This is a genomic window from Amycolatopsis sp. NPDC021455, from assembly GCF_040640995.1.
Lineage (GTDB): Bacteria > Actinomycetota > Actinomycetes > Mycobacteriales > Pseudonocardiaceae > Amycolatopsis.
In genome coordinates this window covers 22,585-40,295 of sequence record NZ_JBFACT010000012.1, presented here as the reverse complement: position 1 = coordinate 40,295, position 17,711 = coordinate 22,585, and the positions used below count along the sequence as shown (strand labels likewise).

Annotated in this window: 16 protein-coding genes; 7 read left to right on the top strand and 9 right to left on the bottom strand. The window is 71.3% G+C overall.

Features of this window, described 5'->3' with window-relative positions; translation table 11 throughout:
• Positions 1–83 precede the first annotated feature (83 nt).
• The 3 genes from AB0G28_RS17185 to AB0G28_RS17175 all read left to right on the top strand — a co-directional run bounded on the left by AB0G28_RS17185 (position 84) and on the right by AB0G28_RS17175 (position 5,933).
• Complete coding sequence (locus AB0G28_RS17185; protein ID WP_361089280.1) at positions 84–1,382, top strand: DUF3592 domain-containing protein; 1,299 nt, start codon at positions 84–86, stop codon at positions 1,380–1,382.
• Between the two features lie 88 nt (positions 1,383–1,470).
• The gene (locus AB0G28_RS17180) at positions 1,471–2,367 is read left to right on the top strand and encodes an S-4TM family putative pore-forming effector (RefSeq protein WP_361089278.1); all 897 of its coding nucleotides are present in this window, start codon (positions 1,471–1,473) and stop codon (positions 2,365–2,367) included.
• A 5-nt stretch (positions 2,368–2,372) separates the two neighbouring features.
• Complete coding sequence (locus tag AB0G28_RS17175; protein ID WP_361089276.1) at positions 2,373–5,933, top strand: tetratricopeptide repeat protein; 3,561 nt, start codon at positions 2,373–2,375, stop codon at positions 5,931–5,933.
• Here AB0G28_RS17175 and AB0G28_RS17170 read toward each other — a convergent pair.
• Positions 5,930–6,541, bottom strand: coding sequence for a DNA-binding response regulator (locus tag AB0G28_RS17170; RefSeq protein ID WP_361089274.1), 612 nt, complete (start codon positions 6,539–6,541; stop codon positions 5,930–5,932). The genes AB0G28_RS17175 and AB0G28_RS17170 overlap by 4 nt on opposite strands.
• A gap of 175 nt (positions 6,542–6,716) precedes the next feature.
• On the opposite strand from AB0G28_RS17170, the gene AB0G28_RS17165 reads away from it, so the two are divergent.
• Entirely contained in the window at positions 6,717–6,974 is a 258-nt protein-coding gene (locus AB0G28_RS17165; protein ID WP_361089272.1) for a hypothetical protein, read from the top strand.
• 28 nt (positions 6,975–7,002) lie between these two features.
• Here the strand turns inward: AB0G28_RS17165 and AB0G28_RS17160 are convergent, their stop codons facing one another.
• The 6 genes from AB0G28_RS17160 to AB0G28_RS17135 all read right to left on the bottom strand — a co-directional run bounded on the left by AB0G28_RS17160 (position 7,003) and on the right by AB0G28_RS17135 (position 12,674).
• Positions 7,003–7,956 carry an endonuclease/exonuclease/phosphatase family protein gene (locus AB0G28_RS17160; protein ID WP_361089270.1) on the bottom strand — a complete coding sequence of 318 codons (954 nt, stop codon included), beginning with the start codon at positions 7,954–7,956 and terminating at the stop codon, positions 7,003–7,005.
• Between the two features lie 88 nt (positions 7,957–8,044).
• A complete protein-coding gene (locus AB0G28_RS17155; protein ID WP_361089268.1) occupies positions 8,045–9,217 on the bottom strand; it encodes an FAD-dependent oxidoreductase in 1,173 nt (390 codons plus the stop codon).
• Position 9,218: 1 nt separating this feature from the next.
• On the bottom strand, positions 9,219–9,434 hold the full coding sequence (locus AB0G28_RS17150; RefSeq protein WP_361089266.1) for a ferredoxin: 216 nt from the start codon (positions 9,432–9,434) through the stop codon (positions 9,219–9,221).
• A gap of 20 nt (positions 9,435–9,454) precedes the next feature.
• On the bottom strand, positions 9,455–10,303 hold the full coding sequence (locus AB0G28_RS17145; RefSeq protein ID WP_361089264.1) for a fumarylacetoacetate hydrolase family protein: 849 nt from the start codon (positions 10,301–10,303) through the stop codon (positions 9,455–9,457).
• Complete coding sequence (locus tag AB0G28_RS17140; protein WP_361089262.1) at positions 10,300–11,211, bottom strand: catechol 1,2-dioxygenase; 912 nt, start codon at positions 11,209–11,211, stop codon at positions 10,300–10,302. Before AB0G28_RS17140 ends, AB0G28_RS17145 begins: the two co-directional genes overlap by 4 nt.
• Complete coding sequence (locus AB0G28_RS17135) at positions 11,211–12,674, bottom strand: aldehyde dehydrogenase (protein ID WP_361089260.1); 1,464 nt, start codon at positions 12,672–12,674, stop codon at positions 11,211–11,213. Before AB0G28_RS17135 ends, AB0G28_RS17140 begins: the two co-directional genes overlap by 1 nt.
• Before the next feature lie 69 nt (positions 12,675–12,743).
• Here AB0G28_RS17135 and AB0G28_RS17130 point away from each other — a divergent pair, with 69 nt between their 5' ends.
• Together AB0G28_RS17130 and AB0G28_RS17125 are read left to right on the top strand one after the other, a co-directional pair.
• The gene (locus tag AB0G28_RS17130; RefSeq protein WP_361089258.1) at positions 12,744–14,252 is read left to right on the top strand and encodes an aldehyde dehydrogenase family protein; all 1,509 of its coding nucleotides are present in this window, start codon (positions 12,744–12,746) and stop codon (positions 14,250–14,252) included.
• Complete coding sequence (locus AB0G28_RS17125) at positions 14,245–14,982, top strand: gamma-glutamyl-gamma-aminobutyrate hydrolase family protein (protein WP_361089256.1); 738 nt, start codon at positions 14,245–14,247, stop codon at positions 14,980–14,982. Before AB0G28_RS17130 ends, AB0G28_RS17125 begins: the two co-directional genes overlap by 8 nt.
• On the opposite strand, the gene AB0G28_RS17120 is transcribed toward AB0G28_RS17125, so the two are convergent.
• Both AB0G28_RS17120 and AB0G28_RS17115 read right to left on the bottom strand, forming a co-directional pair.
• Entirely contained in the window at positions 14,921–15,433 is a 513-nt protein-coding gene (locus AB0G28_RS17120; protein ID WP_361089255.1) for a MarR family transcriptional regulator, read from the bottom strand. The two genes, AB0G28_RS17125 and AB0G28_RS17120, sit on opposite strands and share 62 nt — an antisense overlap.
• A gap of 17 nt (positions 15,434–15,450) precedes the next feature.
• A complete protein-coding gene (locus tag AB0G28_RS17115) occupies positions 15,451–16,242 on the bottom strand; it encodes an acetoacetate decarboxylase family protein (protein WP_361089253.1) in 792 nt (263 codons plus the stop codon).
• Positions 16,243–16,358: 116 nt separating this feature from the next.
• Here AB0G28_RS17115 and AB0G28_RS17110 point away from each other — a divergent pair, with 116 nt between their 5' ends.
• A complete protein-coding gene (locus tag AB0G28_RS17110) occupies positions 16,359–17,708 on the top strand; it encodes a glutamine synthetase family protein (RefSeq protein ID WP_361089251.1) in 1,350 nt (449 codons plus the stop codon).
• Positions 17,709–17,711: the final 3 nt, after the last annotated feature.

Here is a 17,711-nt window from a genome sequence, read left to right as displayed (position 1 = left end):
CTTGGCGGGGCCGCCGGGTTGCCTTCGTCCGGTGTCTGGTTTGTCGCAGGTCAAGGCGGGTTTCCCGGGTCTACGCTGAGGCGATGACGCTGGGGATGGACCGGGATGCGACGAAGCATCGCCGGTGGCAGAACGCCTTTCTGGCCGGAGGGATCGTTTTCGGCATGGCCGCGCTCGCCGACGCGGCGGGGACGATCTACGCGCTGAGCGCGCCCGGGTACGTCTTCGAGGACGGCGAGCTCACGGGCGAGATCCTCGTCTTCGCCTTGGCCGTCGCCCTGATGCTCGGCTGCGTCGCGCTCGGGCGGCGCCACGACCGGGGACGCGCCGCGCTGGTCGCCGAGCACGGGCACTGGCTGCCTGCACCGGCCGAACGTGACGGCCAGGGGCAGGTCGACCTCGACGCCGAGACCGCGCGCTTGCGGACGCTGGTGCTGCGCTCGGTGGGCCTCGTGCTCGTCTGGCTGGCCGTGCTCGCCGGGGTGGTCGCGGGATTCGTCGCGATGAGCGCGTCCGCCGACCACCTGCTGAAGTCCGGGGCGCGCGTGACCGGCGAAGTGCTGGGCGTCCACCCGCAAAGCCGTAGCGAGGGCACGATCCACGTGGCGTACCCGGTCGGCGACCGTTACCGGTACGCGGACATCGTCTGGGACTCCGGACGGCCGTACACGCAGGGACAGCAGATCACGGTCGTCTACGACAAGGCCGATCCCACGCGGGTGCGCACGCTGGACGAGACCAACGACGACCCGACCTTGACCTGGGTGCTGCCGATGGTGACGGCCGCCGGGGGAATAGGGCTGGTGCTCTCGGTCATCGCCGCGGTGAACTGGCGGCGCCGCCACCGCGCCGTCCTCGCCACCGGCTGGCGGATCGCGTCGGTGACCGTGGTGCCGGACAAGCCGATGCGCTCGAACCGGCACCTGCCGGACATCCACGTCGACTACCGCGACGGCTCCCGGATCACGCTGCGCGCGGCCACGTCGACCCACGGCGCGGCGCCGTTGAAGAACGAGCCGAACCGGCGCGCCTGGATCGGCGGCACCGACCGCGACATGGTGGTGCTCTTCCCGCACGGCCGCTGGAGCGAGCCGCCCTACGCCGTGCCGGCCTACGCGCTGAACCTGCGGGCCGCGCCCCAGCCCGCGGCGGCGCCCGTCCCCGAGGACCCGGAGCAGGTGGCACTGGTCGAACGCAAGGTCCGCTGGTTCATGATCGCGGTCTTCGGCTGGGGCGTCACGCTGGTCGCGGTCAGCGTCCTGTTGCTGCTGCTGGACCTGTTGTGGCCCATGTTCTTCGTCGTGGTGGTGGGTTCGCTCGCGCCGATCCCGCTCACGCGGCTCTACTTCAGGCGGATGCGGGCGGGGCTGGAGGAGAAATGAGCATCCCTGTGGCGGCGAACTGACGGTACCGCCGGGGATGCCTGGCGTGTGACACTCAGAACGTCGAGCTGCGAGGGTGGGAGGGCCATTGACGAGCAGCCATCGCATCGCCGACCGGCAGGACGGCGTCGCCGCTCTGCGTCTCCTAAAAGCCGTCGCCGTCACGCACACCTACAACCAGCGGGCGCAGGCAGTGAGTATCGGTGTCTCCGTCGCTTTGGCTGTCGCCGGGCTACTTGCCGGGCCGAGCACGGCGTTCGGGGCTGCCGTCGCCGTGGGGGGCACACTCTGGGCCGCTGTCTACAAGGCGGTGATGGCCCCTTGGGCTGAGCGCTATCTGGTAATGGCCGCGACACTCCAAGAGATGTTCGACGCCGACCTGCTCGGTCTGCCGTGGAACCGCGTCGCGGTCGGGGATCGCATCGGCGAGGAGGAGGTGAGCCGGCTCAGCCGCCGGTTCCGGGGCGACGAAGAACGATTGCGGAGCTACTACCTCGTGGCGAACGCCGCGGAACCCTACGACGTGCTCTTCTGCCTGGAGCAGAACCTGGTCTGGGGTTCCAGGATCCGGCTTCGCTTCGCCCAGATGGTGCTCGGTGTGCTCATGACGTGGTCCGCGGTAGGTGTCCTGGTCACCCTGGCCATCGGCGCGACTGTGAGCCGGCTGGTCACCGGCTGGTTCGTGCCTTCCCTCGGGCTGCTCCTCCTGAGCCTCGACATGTACCGCACCCAGATGGCGAGCACGCGGGAGCGGCTGCGTGTCCTCAAGCTGGTGCGCACGGTCATCGACGAGCCCGGGTCGCCGATCATCTCCTCACCGGGGGCGCTGACGCGTTTCGCCCGCCAAGTGCAGGACACGCTTTACCACATGCGGCGGCTTCAGCCACGCCTGCCGACTTGGTACTTTCGGCGTTATCACGATCAGGACAAGGCTGATTTCCAGGTCAAGATGCACGAGCTGGAAGCGCGGTTTCCCCGGTCATGACTCCGTTGGAACAGCTCACCCGGGTATTCGAGGACGCGGCGGTCGCGTCGGCGATCATCGAGTCGTTGCACGACAACGGCATCGAGATCCGGGGCAGCATCGAGGCTCTGCCCCGTGGCTACTCCGGAGCACGACTGGTGAAGGCGGTGCTGGCGGACGTCCCCGGACCGGCGCGCCCGCGGTGGTGCGTGATCAAGTACTGTCCATCCGCGCAATCGAGCCAGCGGTGGGAGAGCCGGCGCCACATCGCTGCGCTGCGTGACTCGCCCCCGGAGTTCCGCGATCAGCACCTCGTCGAGCCCGCTTTTGCGCCGGTCCGGTGTCCCGATGGCGCTCTCGTCGTCGGCCAGTTGATGGCGAACGGTGATCCGCTGGGAGCAGTGGACGTCGACCATCTCGCCGAAGCCTGCAAAGTCGTCTGGGCGAAGGTGCTGGAGGAGTGGGCCGGGCTCCGTTACGACTACGAGCCGTCAACTGTGGCGGCGCTGCTCCGGTCCGAGCTGGACGACAGCTTCCGGGCCGGTGGATGGCTGCGCGAGTGGGCGCAGGGAAATGGCTTGCTCGAGCACGCGTTCCTGAAACTGCGCGACGAGAAGCATCTGCTTCCCAACCCTTGGCACATCTTCGCCGATGAGTCGTCCGCGCCCGTGGCAGAGATCCACTGCCTGGTTGGCCGGACGCACGGTGACCTGCACGGCGACAACATCCTAGTGCCGGTGGACAACGGGCAGGTCCAAGCAGCCGAGTTCCGGTTGATCGACCTCGCCACCTACGAGGCGCAGGCACCGCTCAGCCGCGACCTCGCCACACTGTTGGTCTCGCTGTGCTGGCGCGAGATCGGCGCTGCTTCCGAACGCAGCCGGTCGGCGTTCCTCGCCTATCTCGAACGCGACCACCGTGACGAGCGCCTCGACGACGCGATGCCGGGCGACGTGCGGAAGATCATCGACGCGCTGCGTGAACCGGCCGTCGAGTTCGCCAAGCGGAACAACTGGAATCCGGTGTACTGGCACCAGCAGCTCAGGGTGTCCCTCCTCGCGCAGGCGATGCTTCATAGCGCTTACACCTCGGGCACAGCGCAGGCACGTCGATGGTGCTCGCGACTGGCGTGCCGGCTCACCCGGGTCCTGCTAGGGCCGAAGGTCCCGAGCACCGGCCTCGCGATGGACTTCGACGCCGGCAAGGTCATCGGTGCGCCGGAGAACCGCAGGCACACCGGGGACGAATCCGTCTTCATCGACCGGACGGGCCAGAGGCGCCGGCTCCGTGCGGCTCTGGAAGACCAGGTCACCGCCATCGTCGTGATTAGTGGCCCGTCCGGGATCGGCAAGACCGCGCTGGTGCGCGAGACACTCGCCGAATTGGGCCGGCTGGACCCCGACGACGAGACGTCATCCGTCCGCTGGCACGACATCGGCCGGTACGGACAGGTCGATGTGCCGACCCTCGTCGAGGACATCGAACCACCCGGGCTGGGGCAGATAGCCGGTCCATCGGCGCGGGCGCGCTTGGAGCTGGCCTTGGACGGCCTCGACCGGTCCGGCGGCGTCCGGCCGGTGATTGTGCTCGACGCGGCGGAGAACCTGCTCGGCGACGGGCAGGTCTTGCGTGACTCCGAACTCGACCTGGCGCTGGAAGCCGTGCAAGGCCGGCTGCGCCCCAGCGTCAAGGTCGTCTTCGTGACGCAGCAAGTACCCAGGGCGGCTACCGGGGTTTCCTGGGTGGGGACAGCGTGCCGGATCGGCCTCGAAGGACTCGAGCCGCTCTCGGTAAGAGAGCATTTCGCCCGGCTCGATCCCGGCAACAGGCACGGCCTTGCCGCGTTGCCGGAGGACCAGCTGCGGACCGTTTACAGCCGCCTGGACGGCAACCCCCGGCTCGCCGAACTCCTCCACGCTGTGCTCGGCGCCGATCCGCCGGGAGTGCCAGCCCACGAGGCCGGGGCGTGGCTGTCCGCCATGCCGGCGAGCGAGGTGCACTGGAGTCTGACGAACCGGCTCATCGACCAGTTGCCCGCCGAACAGAGCCTGGTGGCGAAGGGGCTCGCAGCGCTGGGCGTCCCGGTGCGGACCGACGCCGTCGTCACCGTACTGGGACCGTACCTGCCCGCGGCGCGGGTGGAGCCCGCCCTGCGAGCGCTCGTCGCGGCACGCCTCGTCCTGGTATATAGGGACGGGCGCTGGGGTGTGCGGAAAAGTGAACTCGAGGCGATCCTCGGATACTCAGGCGAGGAGTCCCCCGGTCGGCAGAGCCTCCTGGTCCGGGCCGCGGGGGTGCTGGAGACGATGCAGAAGGATGACGACGACGTCCACGGCATGGCGGATCTGGATATCCATTTCGCCCGCATCGAGGTCTGGCTCCGGGCCGGGCTGCACGACATCGCTCACAGTGTCATCGACGCGACAGACGAACTGGTGCGTGTCTGGAGCAGTGGCATGGAACTGCGCGTTCAGCGGGAAGCAGTACGAGGCCGGCTCGGGGACGACCGCGAGGGTGAGATGATGAACCTCGCCGCGCTGGGCAAGATCTACTCGTCCGGCGGCGACACCCGGTCGGCGCTACCAGCCTACGAGTCCGCACTCACCATCGCGAAGCAGGACCAGGACCGTGAGGCACTGCGCCGAATCTACATCGGCATAGGCACCATGTTCCGGGACCAGGACCGGCTCACCGAGGCCGAAGAGAACTATCGGTGGGCGCTCGCACTGGCCAGTGAGGACGATGACGACGGCGGCGGTGACCGGGCCGCCGCGCTGATCGGCCTCGCCGACTGCCGGCGGCGATTCGGCAGGTACGGGCGTGCGCTCGCCGACGCCCGGGAGGCTTATGAAGCCGCTTGGCAGTCCGCGCCCCGACTGGCGTTGGACGTTGCACTGAGGCTAACGCGGTGGTACGCCGAACTCGGCAGCTTTCCGGACGCCTTGACGATGCTCGGGCGGTGCGGAGAACTCGTCCTGGCCCGGCCCCACCCATCGGCCCAGGCGGAACTGCTCACCTCGACGGCCGATCTGCATCTGTACGAGGGCCGGTACCACGAGGCACGGTCGGCGGCCGGGCAGGCCGTGGAGCTCGCGCGCGATCACCGGCTTCCGGCCGAGCTGAGGCGGTCGCTCACCACCCTGGCCCTCGCGCATGTGCACCTGGACGACTTTCCGGCGGCGCATCGGGCGATCGAGGAGATGGCCCGGTACCGGCTGGCCGGTCGGGACACCGTGGAGCTCGCCCTGCGGGCGATCATCGCCCACCGCTGCCGGCTGCCGGGCACCGCACGGGATCTCTTCCGGCAACTGCGCGAGGAGACGAGCGGGCGGACCCGGGCCGACAGCGGCGATCTCCCGGCCTGGGACTTCACCGGCATCGCCCGATGCCACTCCGTCCTCCTCGGCGAGATGGCGCCTGAGGCCGCACTGGAGGCGTTCGCGCGGGCTCGCCCGGAACCCGCCGAGCGGACGCCGGGGCTGGACGGGCGGGTGAGGTTCATGGTGGAGACGCTGGCCGATGGTGACCCGCGTCTCGAGCCTGTGCTCAGGGGACTCGCGCGCATCCGGCCGGGCCGCACCGGTTAGCCTCCGAACCAGCCCTCCTCGTGGGCAAGGATGATGGCCTCCAGCCGGCCGCGGACGCCGAGCTGGTCGTAGAGCGTGTGAAGCAGCCGGTACATCGCCCGCTCGGAGTAGCCGGCATCCGAGGCCAGCCGGGCCACGGTCCAGCCCTGGGCGAGCCGCCGCAACCAAGTGACCTGCTGTGCCGGGGGAGCCGGGCGGCGCGCGGGTCGGAGGTCGCCTTCGGCCAGCAGAAGATCCGCCACCTCGGCTGGCATGACCACCTCGCCTTCGAGAGTGGCGGACACCGCGCGCTGAAGAACCGGCACCGTCGCCGCGCGCGCCAGCACAGACCGGGCGCCGGCCCGTACGGCTCGCACACCGAGCGCGGGAACTTCGCCTGACGGCAGCGCGACCACGAGCGGGCGCGGCCGCAGTCGGCACAGCGCGGTCAGCCGGTCCAGGTCCTCGGCGGAGTGCAGCGTCAGCAGCACGATCCCGTCCGGACGCTCGCGTAACCAGCCGGCGGCGTCCGCGGGCTCCTCCACGACGTGCCCCAGACTCGACAATGCCGCAGCGACGCCGTGCCGGAACATTGGCAAGGGGTCCAGGACCGCGACGTGAACGGTCACCGTGTCCCTGCACCTCCCCGGTAGCCGCCCGGCCGCTGGCCGGAACGGCAGCCGACAGCTTAGGGCGGGACAGGAATCCGCCAGCGCACGGTCACGGTCGCGCACTATCGGTCATAGACCCGCAACGTTCCGCATTTCTAACGTCGAGTCATCAGGTGGGGCTTGGAGGTGCGGGGTGGTCTATTTCGAAAATTCAGGTGACGGCCCTGACCGGCCGCCTCGGCGCCGTGGCTCGGCACCGGATCCCGGGCTCGACGACGCCAAGGTCCGATACATCCTCGAGGTGGCCGCCGAGCATCCCCGGTTCACACCGGAGGAGGTGTACGCCACGATCTACTACGATCGGGGCCGGCACGACATAACCAAGGCCATGGTGCGCCAGACCCTCGACGGTCGTCGCCGCACCTTCGCGTGGCGCGGGTTCAGGCGTTGACGCCATAATTGCGCGGCGTGAACCGGGCTCAGCCGGCCAGGGTGAAGGTGGCGACGACCGGGGCGTGGTCGGAGCCGGGCTTGCTCACGTGCGCCGCCGGCTGTTCGGTGACCGAGGGCAGGTCGTAGTCGTGGACCGCGTGGACCTCGGGCAGGGGCGCCAGCAGCGCGTGGCTGACGAGGATGTGGTCGATCAGCTCGCGGCGGCCGTTGTTGATGCGGGAGTAGCGCTCGGCGTCCGGGATCAGCGCGGCGAGGTTCCACAGGCGCAGGCGGTCGCCCGCGTCGTCGCGGGCGAAGCCGCCGGTGCCGATCTCCGAGCCCGGTGGGCCGGACAGGATCTGGGTGGTCGCCGCGGCGGCTTCGTCGTTGAGGTCGCCGAGCACGATGACGCGTTCGCCCTCGCCCGGTTCGAGCGCGGCCGTGGCCAGTTCGCGGACGGCCGCGGCTTCCGCGGTCCGGCGGTAGAGGGCGTAAGCGCCGTAGCGGGCGCGTTCGTCTTCGCCGTGCGGGAAGAACCGGTTTCCCGGGTAGGACAGCAGCTTCGACTTCAGGTGGCAGGTGATCAGGGTGAGCGTGCCGCCGCCCGCGAGAGCCGCGGTGACGGTCAGCACGCCACGGCCCAGTTCGCCGCTGAGCGGGGCCGGCGGGTCGGCGATCTGGATCGGCGCCAGCTTCGCCGGCAGGGCCACCGTGTCGGCGACGACGGTCAGCGGCAGGCGGGAGAGGAAACCGACCCGGATCCCGCGGCCGTCGGGGTGATCCGAGCACGTCCGGTGCCATTCTCCGGGCAGCCGCGCGATGAGGTCGTCCAGCGCTTCCGGATCGCCGACCTCCTGCACGGCCAGCACGTCCGGGCCGATCGCCGTGATCGTGTCGCGCAGGGCCGCCAGTTTGGCGTCGTAGGTCGCGGGGTCCGGACGGCCGTCTCCGTCGCCGGGCCGGAACAGGTTCTCCAGGTTCCACGTTCCGATGACGACCATGACGCCTCCCGGGCCTCGTGTGCTATCAGAAGACTCGCCAGGTCCTGACGCAGAGTTACAAGACTCACCCGAATGCTGCAGTGCTCGGCTACCGCAAGGCGAGGTCGCGACCCTCGGTGACCAGCGCACGGTAGTGCGCGTACCGGGCGCCGAGGCCGATGAGCACCACGCCCGTCAACCGGCCACGGCGGTGGTACTCGACGGCGGCTTCGCCGTCGAGATCGCCTTCGAGGACGCGGACCTCGTCACCCAGGCCGGCCGCGCCGTAGGACTGGAGGCGGAAGTCGTACTGGTCGCTCCAGAACGACGGCAGCGGCGCGAACGGCGTCCCGTCCGGCTCGGCGCCGGCGAGGTGACGGCCGAGTGCCGTCCCGGCGCGCTTGGCGGTGTCGGTCGCCATGGTCCAGTGCTCGACGCGGCGGGGCACGTCGTCGAACAGCGGGTTCGGGAAGCGGGCGACGTCACCGCACGCCACCACGTGGGGACGGCCGCCCGCGCGCAGCGAGTTGTCGCAGAGGACGCCGTCGGTGAGGTCCAGGCCGGTGCCGGCCAGCCAGTCCGTGGCGGGGACGCAGCCGACCGCCTCGATCACCAGGTCGGCCGGCAGTTCGGTGCCGTCGCCCAGCACCACCGACGACGTCCGGTACTCGGCCGGCACCGTGCCCAGGTGGAAGCGGACGCCGTGCGCCTCGTGGCGGCGTCGCAGAGCCGCACCCAAGAGCTGCCCGAGCGGACGCTCGACCGGGACGCTCTCCGGCGCGACGACGTCGACCTCCGCCCCGAGGGCCCGGGCGGCCGCGGCGACCTCGCACCCGATGAACCCCGCGCCGACGACGACCAGCCGGGCTCCGGGCCGCAGCGCGGCGCGAACCCGCGCCGCGTCGTCGAGGGTCCGGATGACGCAGCGGTCCGGGCCGGGGATCGGGAGCCGCCGGGGACGCAGGCCGCTGGCGATGACGAGCCCCGACCAGCCGAGCACCTCGCCGCCGGCGCAGGTGACCGTCCGCGTGGACAGGTCCGCCGCTGTCACCGCCTCGCCGAGCCGCCAGGTGACGTCGCGGGCGTGCCGGGGGATCCGGAAGGCCAGGTCCGCGGGTTCGGCACCCAGCGCGGTCTTGGACAGCGGCGGCCGGTTGTACGGCATGTGCGGTTCGTCGCCGATGACGACGACCTCGCCGCCGTACCCGGCCTTGCGCACGGCCTCGGCGGCGCGCAGCCCAGCCATCGACGCGCCGACGACCACCACGCGGTCGGCGGCCACGTCAGTCCTCGACCGCGATGGCCTGCAGCGGGCAGACGTCCGCGGCTTCTTCGACGTCGTCGCGCAGGGCTTCGTCGAGGGCGGCCGAGACGTAGGTCCCGTCCGCCTCCGCGCGGAAGGACAGCTTTCCCTGTCCGTCCAAGGAGAACACCGACGGCGCGGAAAAGACGCACTGCCCGTGGTCCTGGCACTTGTTCAGATCGACGGCGATGTGCACGAAATCTCCCTTGTGGACGGTCAGGATCGGCGGGGCGGGCGGATGCCGCGGAACTCCCAGTCCCCGCCCTGGGCGGTGGACAGGACTTCTTCGCTCTCCGTCGGCTGCGCGCCGACGTCGGTGCGGATCGGCACCGGGCCCGAGACGATGTCGTTGGTCAGCGTCCCGAGCCCCTCCACCTCGACGGACACCACGTCACCGGGCTGGACCGGCCGCGAGTTCGCCGGCGTGCCGGACAGCAGCACGTCGCCGGGGAAGAGGGTGATGGTGCGGGCGATGTCCGCGACGAGGTAGTGCATGTCCCACTCCATCTCGCCGGTGCTGCCGTCCTGGCGGACTTCGCCGTTGACGAGGGTACGGATCGTCTTGCCGCGGAAGTCCCAGTCGTCGACCAGGCCGGGGCCGAGCGGGCACAGCGTGTCGGAGCCTTTGACGCGCAGCATCGAACCGGCGTCGGTGTCGCGGAAGTCGTGCAGGCCGAAGTCGTTCGCGATGGTGTAGCCGGCGATGTGGTCCGCGGCTTCCGCCGGCGAGATGTTGCGGGTGACGCGGCCGATCACGATGGCGACCTCGCCCTCGTAGTTGAGCCACTTGCAGCCCTCCGGCCGCACCACCGCGCCGTTGTGCGCGTTCAGCGACGACGTCGGCTTGTGGAAGTACGTCGGGGCCGGCGGGAGTTTCACCCCGAATTCGGCGACCCGGCTGTGGTGGTTGAGGTGGACGGCGATGATCTTCGACGGGACCACCGGCGGCAGGTGGACCGCGTCGTCGGCGGCGACTTCCCGGCCGTCGGCGGCGCGGAGGACTTCGCCGTCGCGGACGACGTCGACGGTCGCGCCGTCGAGCAGGATGCGGCGGTGTTCGGTCACGGGGTGACACCTTCGGTCCGTCGGGGGCGGGGGAAGCCGTCGGCGGGCCGGTCGAACCAGAGGTGGACCTGCCCGGTGCCGACGGAGTTCTCGTATTCGCCGTACTGGCGGGATTTCGCGGTGCAGGAGCCTTCGCCGAGCGCGCCGATCATCATCAGGTAGTGCCCGAACCGGGCTTCCGGCTTGAACCGCAGGAACTCCGGCATGGTCGCGAGCACGCGCTCGTGATCGCCGTCGGCGAACCAGCCGAGCCGCTCGGCGTCGGCGGCCGCGGCCTCTGGGCTGAAGATGTGCTCCACTCCGGCGGCTTCGTGCGCCCGCAGCTGGCGTAGTGACCAGAACGTGTGACTCATGGCGCCGGAGGCGATCAGCAGCACCTTGCGGTCGAGTTCGGCGATCGCGTCGCCGAGGGCCCGGCCGAGCCGCAGGTTGTCCTCGGTCTCGGCGGTCTGGCACACGCCGATGGACACCCAGCGCTTGTCCGGCAGGCCCTGGCCGAGGTACTCCCAGAGGTTGGTGGTGGCGTAGAAGATCGGCAGGTGGTGGTCGTCGATGGCGGTGATCCACGTGCCGTGTTCGCCGGCCTTGGCGGCGACGGCGTGGGCCAGCTCCGGGTCGCCCGGGAAGTCGTAGGGACGGCGGCACATGCCCCGCGGGAGTTCCTCCGAAGTGAACAGTCCCGAGCGGCGGTCGTGCGCGGTGATGACGAACTCGACGGTCGTCGCCCAGTGCGAGTCGAGCACGACGACGGTGTCGTATTCCAGGGTCTCGAAGACCTCGGTCCGCAGCTGCCGCAGCCCGGCGACGAGGGTGGTGTCCTCGCCGTGGTTGAGCGCCCGCCGTTCGGCCTCGGGCAGGACGATGGTGGGGACATGGGCCAGCAGGCCCGCGCCGACGACCTCACCCATCAGGACCTCCAGCCAACCGGTGCGAAGACGGTGTTCTTGACCTCGCAGTAGAAGTCGAACGACCAGGTGCCGCCCTCGCGGCCGATCCCGGACTGCCGCGCGCCGCCGAAGGGGGCGCGCAGGTCGCGGACGAAGAAGCAGTTCGTCCACACGGTTCCGGCGACGAGCCGGGCGGCGACGCGCTCGGCGCGTCCGGGGTCGCCGGTGAACAGCATCGCGGCCAGCCCGAACGCCGAGTCGTTGGCCGCGGCCACGACCTCGTCCTCGTCGCGGAACGTGTGCAGGACCAAAACCGGGCCGAAGACTTCCTCGGTGGCGATCTCGCTGCGCGGGTCGACGTCGGTGAAGAGCGTCGGCCGGTAGTAGAGGCCGCCGAGATCGGTGTTGGGGCCACCGCCGAGCAAGACCGTCGCGCCGTCCCGTTTCGCGCGCTGGACGAAACCGTCCACACGCGACAGGTGGTCGGGGTGGACGGACGGCCCGATGTCGGTCGCCTCGTCCCGCGGGTCTCCTTGCTTCAGCTGCCCGGCGCGCTCGAGAAAGCGCCGGACGAACTCGTCGCGAATGGACTCTTCGACGTACAGCCGGGTGCCGGACAGGCAGACCTGTCCGGCGTTGTCGTACTGCTCGACGGCGTTGGCGACCGCGAGGTCCAGGTCGGCGTCGGCGAAGACGAGGAACGGCGACTTCCCGCCCAGCTCCAGCGAAAGCGGCGTCAGGTTGGCCGCCGCCGAGCGGGCGATCACCTTCGCGGTGGGGACCGAACCGGTGAAGGAGATGCGCCGGACGTCGGGGTGGGCGACGAGGGCCGCGCCCGCTTCTTCGCCGATGCCCTGGACGACGTTGAGGACGCCGTCGGGCAGTCCGGCGTCGGCGGCGATGTCGGCGAGCAGCGACGCGGTCAGCGGCGACCACTCGGACGGCTTGAGCACGACGGTGTTCCCCGCGGCCAGCGCGGGCGCGACCTTCCAGGTGGCCAGCATCAGCGGCGCGTTCCACGGCGAGATGAGCACGCACACGCCGGCCGGGTCCCAGCTGACGTGGTTGCGGTGGCCGCGGGTCTCGAAGTCCGGGTGACCGAGCTCGTGCTCCAGGTAGTCGGCGAAGAACCGGAAGTTGTGGGCCACGCGCGGCATGACGCCGCGGCGGTGCGAGCGGATCAGCGCGCCGTTGTCGGTCGTCTCGACGATCGCGAGCTCTTCGAGACGTTTCTCGACGCCGTCGGCGATGGCGCGCAGCAGCCGCGCGCGTTCGGCCGGGGGAGTGGCGGCCCAGGCGGGAAAGGCGGTTTTCGCCGCGGCGACCGCCGCGTCCGCTTCCGGCCGGCCGCCGCGGGCGACGTGCGCGATGGTGCGGCCGTCGATCGGGGACAGGTCCTCGAAGGTGCCGGTCGACCCGATCCGGCGGCCGCCGATCCAGTGGCGGGTGTCGACGGCGGTTCCGGCGACGAGCGCGGTGTTCATGACGCCCTCCAGGATGTATCGTTCGGATCCAAACGTATCCCGCGTCTCGTTCTCGGTCAAGGAGTGCTGATGACCGCACCGCAGGTGGACGATCCGGTCGTGGCCACGGACTGGGCGGCGCTGGCCGCGGCCGTCCGGGTGCCGGAGGGGCTGTTCGTCGACGGTGAACCGCGCGGCGCCGCCCGGACGCGCCCGGTGCGGTCCGCGCGTGACGGTGTGCTGCTGGCCGAGTTCCCCTGGGCCGACGGTGACGACGCCGACCGGGCCGTCACGGCCGCGCGGCGGGCGTTCGACCACGGGCCGTGGCCGCGGCTGCACCCCCGGGACCGCGGCGAAGTGCTGCAGCGCTTCGCCGCGCTGGTCGACGCGCACCGGGCCGAACTCGCGCTCCTGATCAGCCTGGAGATGGGCAAGCCGATCCGCCAGGCGTACGAGATCGAGCTGCGCGCGCTGGTCCGGACCCTGCGCTTCTACGGCGAACTCGCGGACAAGGACCACGGCGAAGTCGCGCCCACGACCGAGGGCGAACTGGCCCTGGTGACCCGCGAGCCCGCCGGTGTCGTGGCCGCCGTGGTGCCGTGGAACTTCCCGCTCACCCTGGCCGGGTGGAAGTTCGCCCCGGCGCTCGCGGCGGGCTGCACGGTCGTGCTCAAGACGTCGGAACGCAGCCCGCTGTCGATGCAGCGCGTGGCGGCGCTCGGAGCCGAGGCGGGCCTGCCGCCGGGCGTGCTCAACGTCCTCTCCGGGGACGGCGCCGTCGTCGGCCGTCGCCTCGGCGAGCACGGGGGAGTCGACGTCCTCACCTTCACCGGCTCCACCGAGGCCGGGCGGCACTTCCTGCGGTACGCCGCGGACAGCAACCTCAAGCGTGTCTACCTCGAACTCGGCGGGAAGTCGCCGAACATCATCCTGCCGGACGCGCCCGACCTCGACGCCGCCGCCGACACCGCCGCGTGGGCGATCTTCTTCAACTCCGGCCAGATGTGCACCGCCGGTTCGCGGCTGGTCGTGCACCGCGACGTCGCCGACCGGGTCGTGGACCGGGTCGTGGCCACCGGTTCCGGCTGGTTCCCGGCCGACCCGCTCCTGCCGGGCACGAAAATGGGCCCGCTCGTCGACGCGGCGCACCTCGGCCGGGTGCGTGACGCCGTCCGCCGCGGCGTCGACGAGGGCGCCCGGCTCGTCACCGGCGGTGAGCAGGTCCTCGCCGAAACCGGGGGGAACTACCTCGAGCCGACCGTCCTGACCGGCTGCGCGCCCGGCAACCCCGTGCTGCGCGAAGAGATCTTCGGGCCGGTGCTGGCCGTGCAGGTGGTCGCCGGCGAGGAAGAGGCGATCCGCGTCGCGGGCGACACGCCGTACGGCCTCGCGGCCGCGCTGTGGACGGCCGATCTCGGGGCGGCGCACCGGATTTCGCGACGGCTGCGCGCCGGGACGGTCTGGGTGAACTGCTACGAGGAGGGCGACCTCGCGGTCCCGTTCGGCGGCGTGAAGCTGTCCGGCTTCGGCCGCGACAAGTCCCGGCACGCCCTCGACGAGTACCGCGACCTCAAGACCACCTGGATCCACCATGGCTGACCGGCGGCCGCTGATCGTCGTCCCGGCCCGGTTCTCGGCGAGCGCCTCCGCACTGCGGTACCGGGCCGAGGTCGGCGCGCGGGCCCTCGTCGAGGCGGTCTACGCGGCCGGCGGCGAGCCGCTCCTGATGCACCCGGCCGACCCCGGCGAGGTCGCGTCGCGACTGTCCATCGCGGACGGCGTGCTGCTGCCCGGCGGCGGCGACCTGCACCCGAGCTGGGCCGGGCAGGACGCCCACCCGAGCGAGTACGACGTCGACGTCGAGCAGGACGCGTTCGACCTCGCGGTGGCGGCCTGGGCCCTGGAAGCGGGACGGCCGCTGCTGGCGATCTGCCGCGGCGCGCAGGTCGTCAACGTGGCGCTGGGCGGGGACGTCGTGCAGGACCTGCCCGGCCACCGGCATCAGGTGCACCTCGCCAAGGCCGCCCCGGGAACGCTGCTGGCCTCGCTCACCGGCGAGGCGGTGGAGGTGTCGTGCTTCCACCACCAGGGCCTGGGCCGCCTCGGCGCCGGGCTCACGGTGGTGGCCGAGGCGGCGGACGGCGTGCCGGAGGCGATCGAGCTGCCGGGCGCGCGCGGCTGGTTCCTGGGCCTCCAATGGCACCCGGAGGACACCGCCGCGACCGACCCCGCCCAGGCGGCCGTCTTCGCGGCTTTCGTCACCGCCGCTACTGAGCGTCCCAGGACTTGTCTTCGACCGTCTGGACCATCGTGCGCAGGCCGTTGGTGATCGTGGTGAGCTTGCCGCCGCTGATGCGGGCCACCACCTCGGCCTCGGCCGCGTTGAACCGCGGGTAGAGGTCCTCCATCAGCGCCAGGCCCTCGTCGGTGAGGACCAGGTGCACCAGGCGGCGGTCGCCGGCGTCGACCTCGCGGCGCAGCAGGCCGCGGCCCTCCAGGGTCTTCGCGACGCCGGTCAGCGTGCCCTTGGAGATCGCCGCGACGGTCGCCGCGTGCCGGGTTTCGAGGCCGTCGAAGATCCACACGCACCACAGGACGACGAAGCCCGTCCAGCTCAGGTCGTGCTCGCGCAGCACCGCGTTGGTGAGGTGGTTGCGGACGGCGTTGGCCGCGCGGTACAGGCTGGACAGCGCCGCCGCGGCGGGGAGGTCGAGCGCGAGCTTGGCGATGTGCGCGGACATCGCCTTTTCGGTTTCGGCGAGGCTGTATCCGTCCGGCATGTCCCGATCGTACGGCCTCAAACGGACGGCAGTTCGGCCAGCCGCCGCCCGCCGTCCCAGGTGACGCCGACCTGCCGGTAGTAGCCGCCGATGAGCTCGTGGACCTCGAGCCGGGCCAGTTCCTCGGTGGGCGCGTCGAACAGCCGCAGCTCGACGTCGCCGCGCCACGCCTGGCCGCCCTCGAACGCGCTGGCGCCGGACTCGATCAGCTCGGCGTGCGCGTCCCCCTCGCCCCGGCCGATGCCCGGCAGGACGCGGTGGTGCGCCATCGGGTGGCCGTTGACGAACCCGTTGGTCGCCGACTCCCCGGTGAGGCTCAGGACGGCTTCGGCGAGCCGCCGGTCACCGGCCGCGAGGGTGGCGCCGAAGGCCGCGCCCGGCGCGAGTCGGGGGGCCGGGCCGAAGGGGTGCGGCCGGGTCTGCCAGATCGAGCCGAGCTTCTTCGGGTAGCCCTGGTGGATGCCGCGGGCGATGGCGAAGTCCTTGTCGACCCAGATGTAGACGCATCGGGAGTAGGTCCGGCCTTCGAAGGCGCACCGGACCACCACGAAGGCCTCCTTGTACTGGGCGCGCACCGGGTCCAGCAGCTCCTCGCGCGAGGTCGAGCACGACTGCCAGTCGGCCCAGATCAGCGCGACCGCGCCCGGGTCCTCGTCCGCGAGCGACAGCGGCTCCGGCAGCAGCTCGGCGACGCGGGCCGGGTCGGTCCGGTACTCGACGGTGAGCAGGTCCCCCGAGTAGAACCAGGGCGGCGCGGGGACGATCGACGCCTGCCCGGTCGCCGTGCGGGGGTAGAAGAAGCCGGCCACGCACCCTCCTTCGGTCGTTTGGATCCGCACGATACAACGGCAACTGACCGGGGGAAAGGCTTGTCAGGTAGGTCCGCCACGTCTATCGTTCGGGTTCAAACGAACCGGGAGGTGTCGTGGGTCACTTCGACGAGGACGCCCTCGCGGCCGCCGCGGCCGCGCTGACCGAGCGCGGGATCGACGTCGTCCGGCTGGGCTATCCCGACTTCATCGGCACCGAACGCGGCCGCGACGTGCTGGTCGCGAACTTCGCCAGGACACTCGGCGACGGCGTCGCGTTCTGCCGCACCGTGTACGGCACCAGCCCGATGGGCGACGTCATCGAGCTCGGCGAGGGCGGCCTCGCCGACGGCCTGCCGGACGTCGTCGCGTTCCCCGACCTGGCCACCCTGGCCGACGTGCCGTGGGAGCCCGGCGTCGCGCACTGCCTCGCGGACGTCTTCAACCCGGACGGCACGCCGTCGCTCGAGAGCCCGCGCCAGGTGCTCCGGGGCGTCCTGGCGCGGTTCGCCGAGCTGGGGATGCGGCCGGTCGTCGGCCCCGAGCTGGAGTTCTACGTGCTCGAGCCGGACGCGGCCGGCGGCTGGCGCCGCTACGGCGAGGCCACCGGCAACGTCTACGTCTCCGGCAGCAAGGGCGACCCGGAGAACCTGCTGCTGCGCTCGTTGCGCTCCCTGGCCGGCTACGGCCTCGACGTGGTGACCGCCAACCACGAGTTCTGCAGCGGCCAGTTCGAGATCAACCTCTGGCACTCCGAGGCCCTCGACGCCGCCGACCGGGCCTTCCGGTTCAAGACCGCGGTCAAGGAGCTGGCCCGCCGCGAGGGCAAGCTGGCCACGTTCATGGCCAAGCCCTTCAACGACGAAGGCGGTTCGGGCTTCCACCTGCATTTCTCCACTGTGGACGACGACGGGCGGCCGCTGTTCGACGACCCGGGCGGCGAGTACGGCCTTTCGAAGGTCGCCCGCGCCGCCATCGCCGGGATCCTCGCGCACGCCCCGGCGCTGTCCGCGCTCGCGAACCCGACGGTCAACTCGTACAAGCGGTTCGGCCCGGACACCCTGGCCCCGTGGCTGATCGACTGGGGCCTGGACAACCGCAGCGCGATGGTGCGGATCCCACCCGAGCGCGGCCGGGCCGCCCGGCTGGAGCTGCGCCAAGGCGACGCCACCGCCAACCCCTACCTGGTGACGGCCGGTCTGCTCGCGGCCGCGTACCTGGGCATCGAGGACGGCCTGGCCGCGCCGGCGCCCCTGGAGGGCTACGGCTACGACCCGGCGAAGGCGCCGAAGCTGCCCGCGGACCTGGGGGCGTCGCTCGACGCCCTCGAAGCCGACACGGCGTTCGCGGAGCTGCTCGGCCCCCGGTTCGTCACGGCCTTCCTCGCCTACAAACGCAACGAGCTCGAACGGTTCTCCCGGTACGTCACCGACTGGGAGTTCCGCGAGTACGCCTACCACCTGTAGAGG

Bases quoted from the DNA above. Each gene is read 5' to 3' on its own strand.
- AB0G28_RS17140 (WP_361089262.1), bottom strand. From the start codon at position 11,211: ATGGGTGAGGTCGTCGGCGCGGGCCTGCTGGCCCATGTCCCCACCATC.
- AB0G28_RS17125 (WP_361089256.1), top strand. From the start codon at position 14,245: ATGGCTGACCGGCGGCCGCTGATCGTCGTCCCGGCCCGGTTCTCGGCG.
- AB0G28_RS17130 (WP_361089258.1), top strand. From the start codon at position 12,744: ATGACCGCACCGCAGGTGGACGATCCGGTCGTGGCCACGGACTGGGCG.
- AB0G28_RS17160 (WP_361089270.1), bottom strand. From the start codon at position 7,956: ATGGTCGTCATCGGAACGTGGAACCTGGAGAACCTGTTCCGGCCCGGC.
- AB0G28_RS17120 (WP_361089255.1), bottom strand. From the start codon at position 15,433: ATGCCGGACGGATACAGCCTCGCCGAAACCGAAAAGGCGATGTCCGCG.
- AB0G28_RS17185 (WP_361089280.1), top strand. From the start codon at position 84: ATGACGCTGGGGATGGACCGGGATGCGACGAAGCATCGCCGGTGGCAG.
- AB0G28_RS17135 (WP_361089260.1), bottom strand. From the start codon at position 12,674: ATGAACACCGCGCTCGTCGCCGGAACCGCCGTCGACACCCGCCACTGG.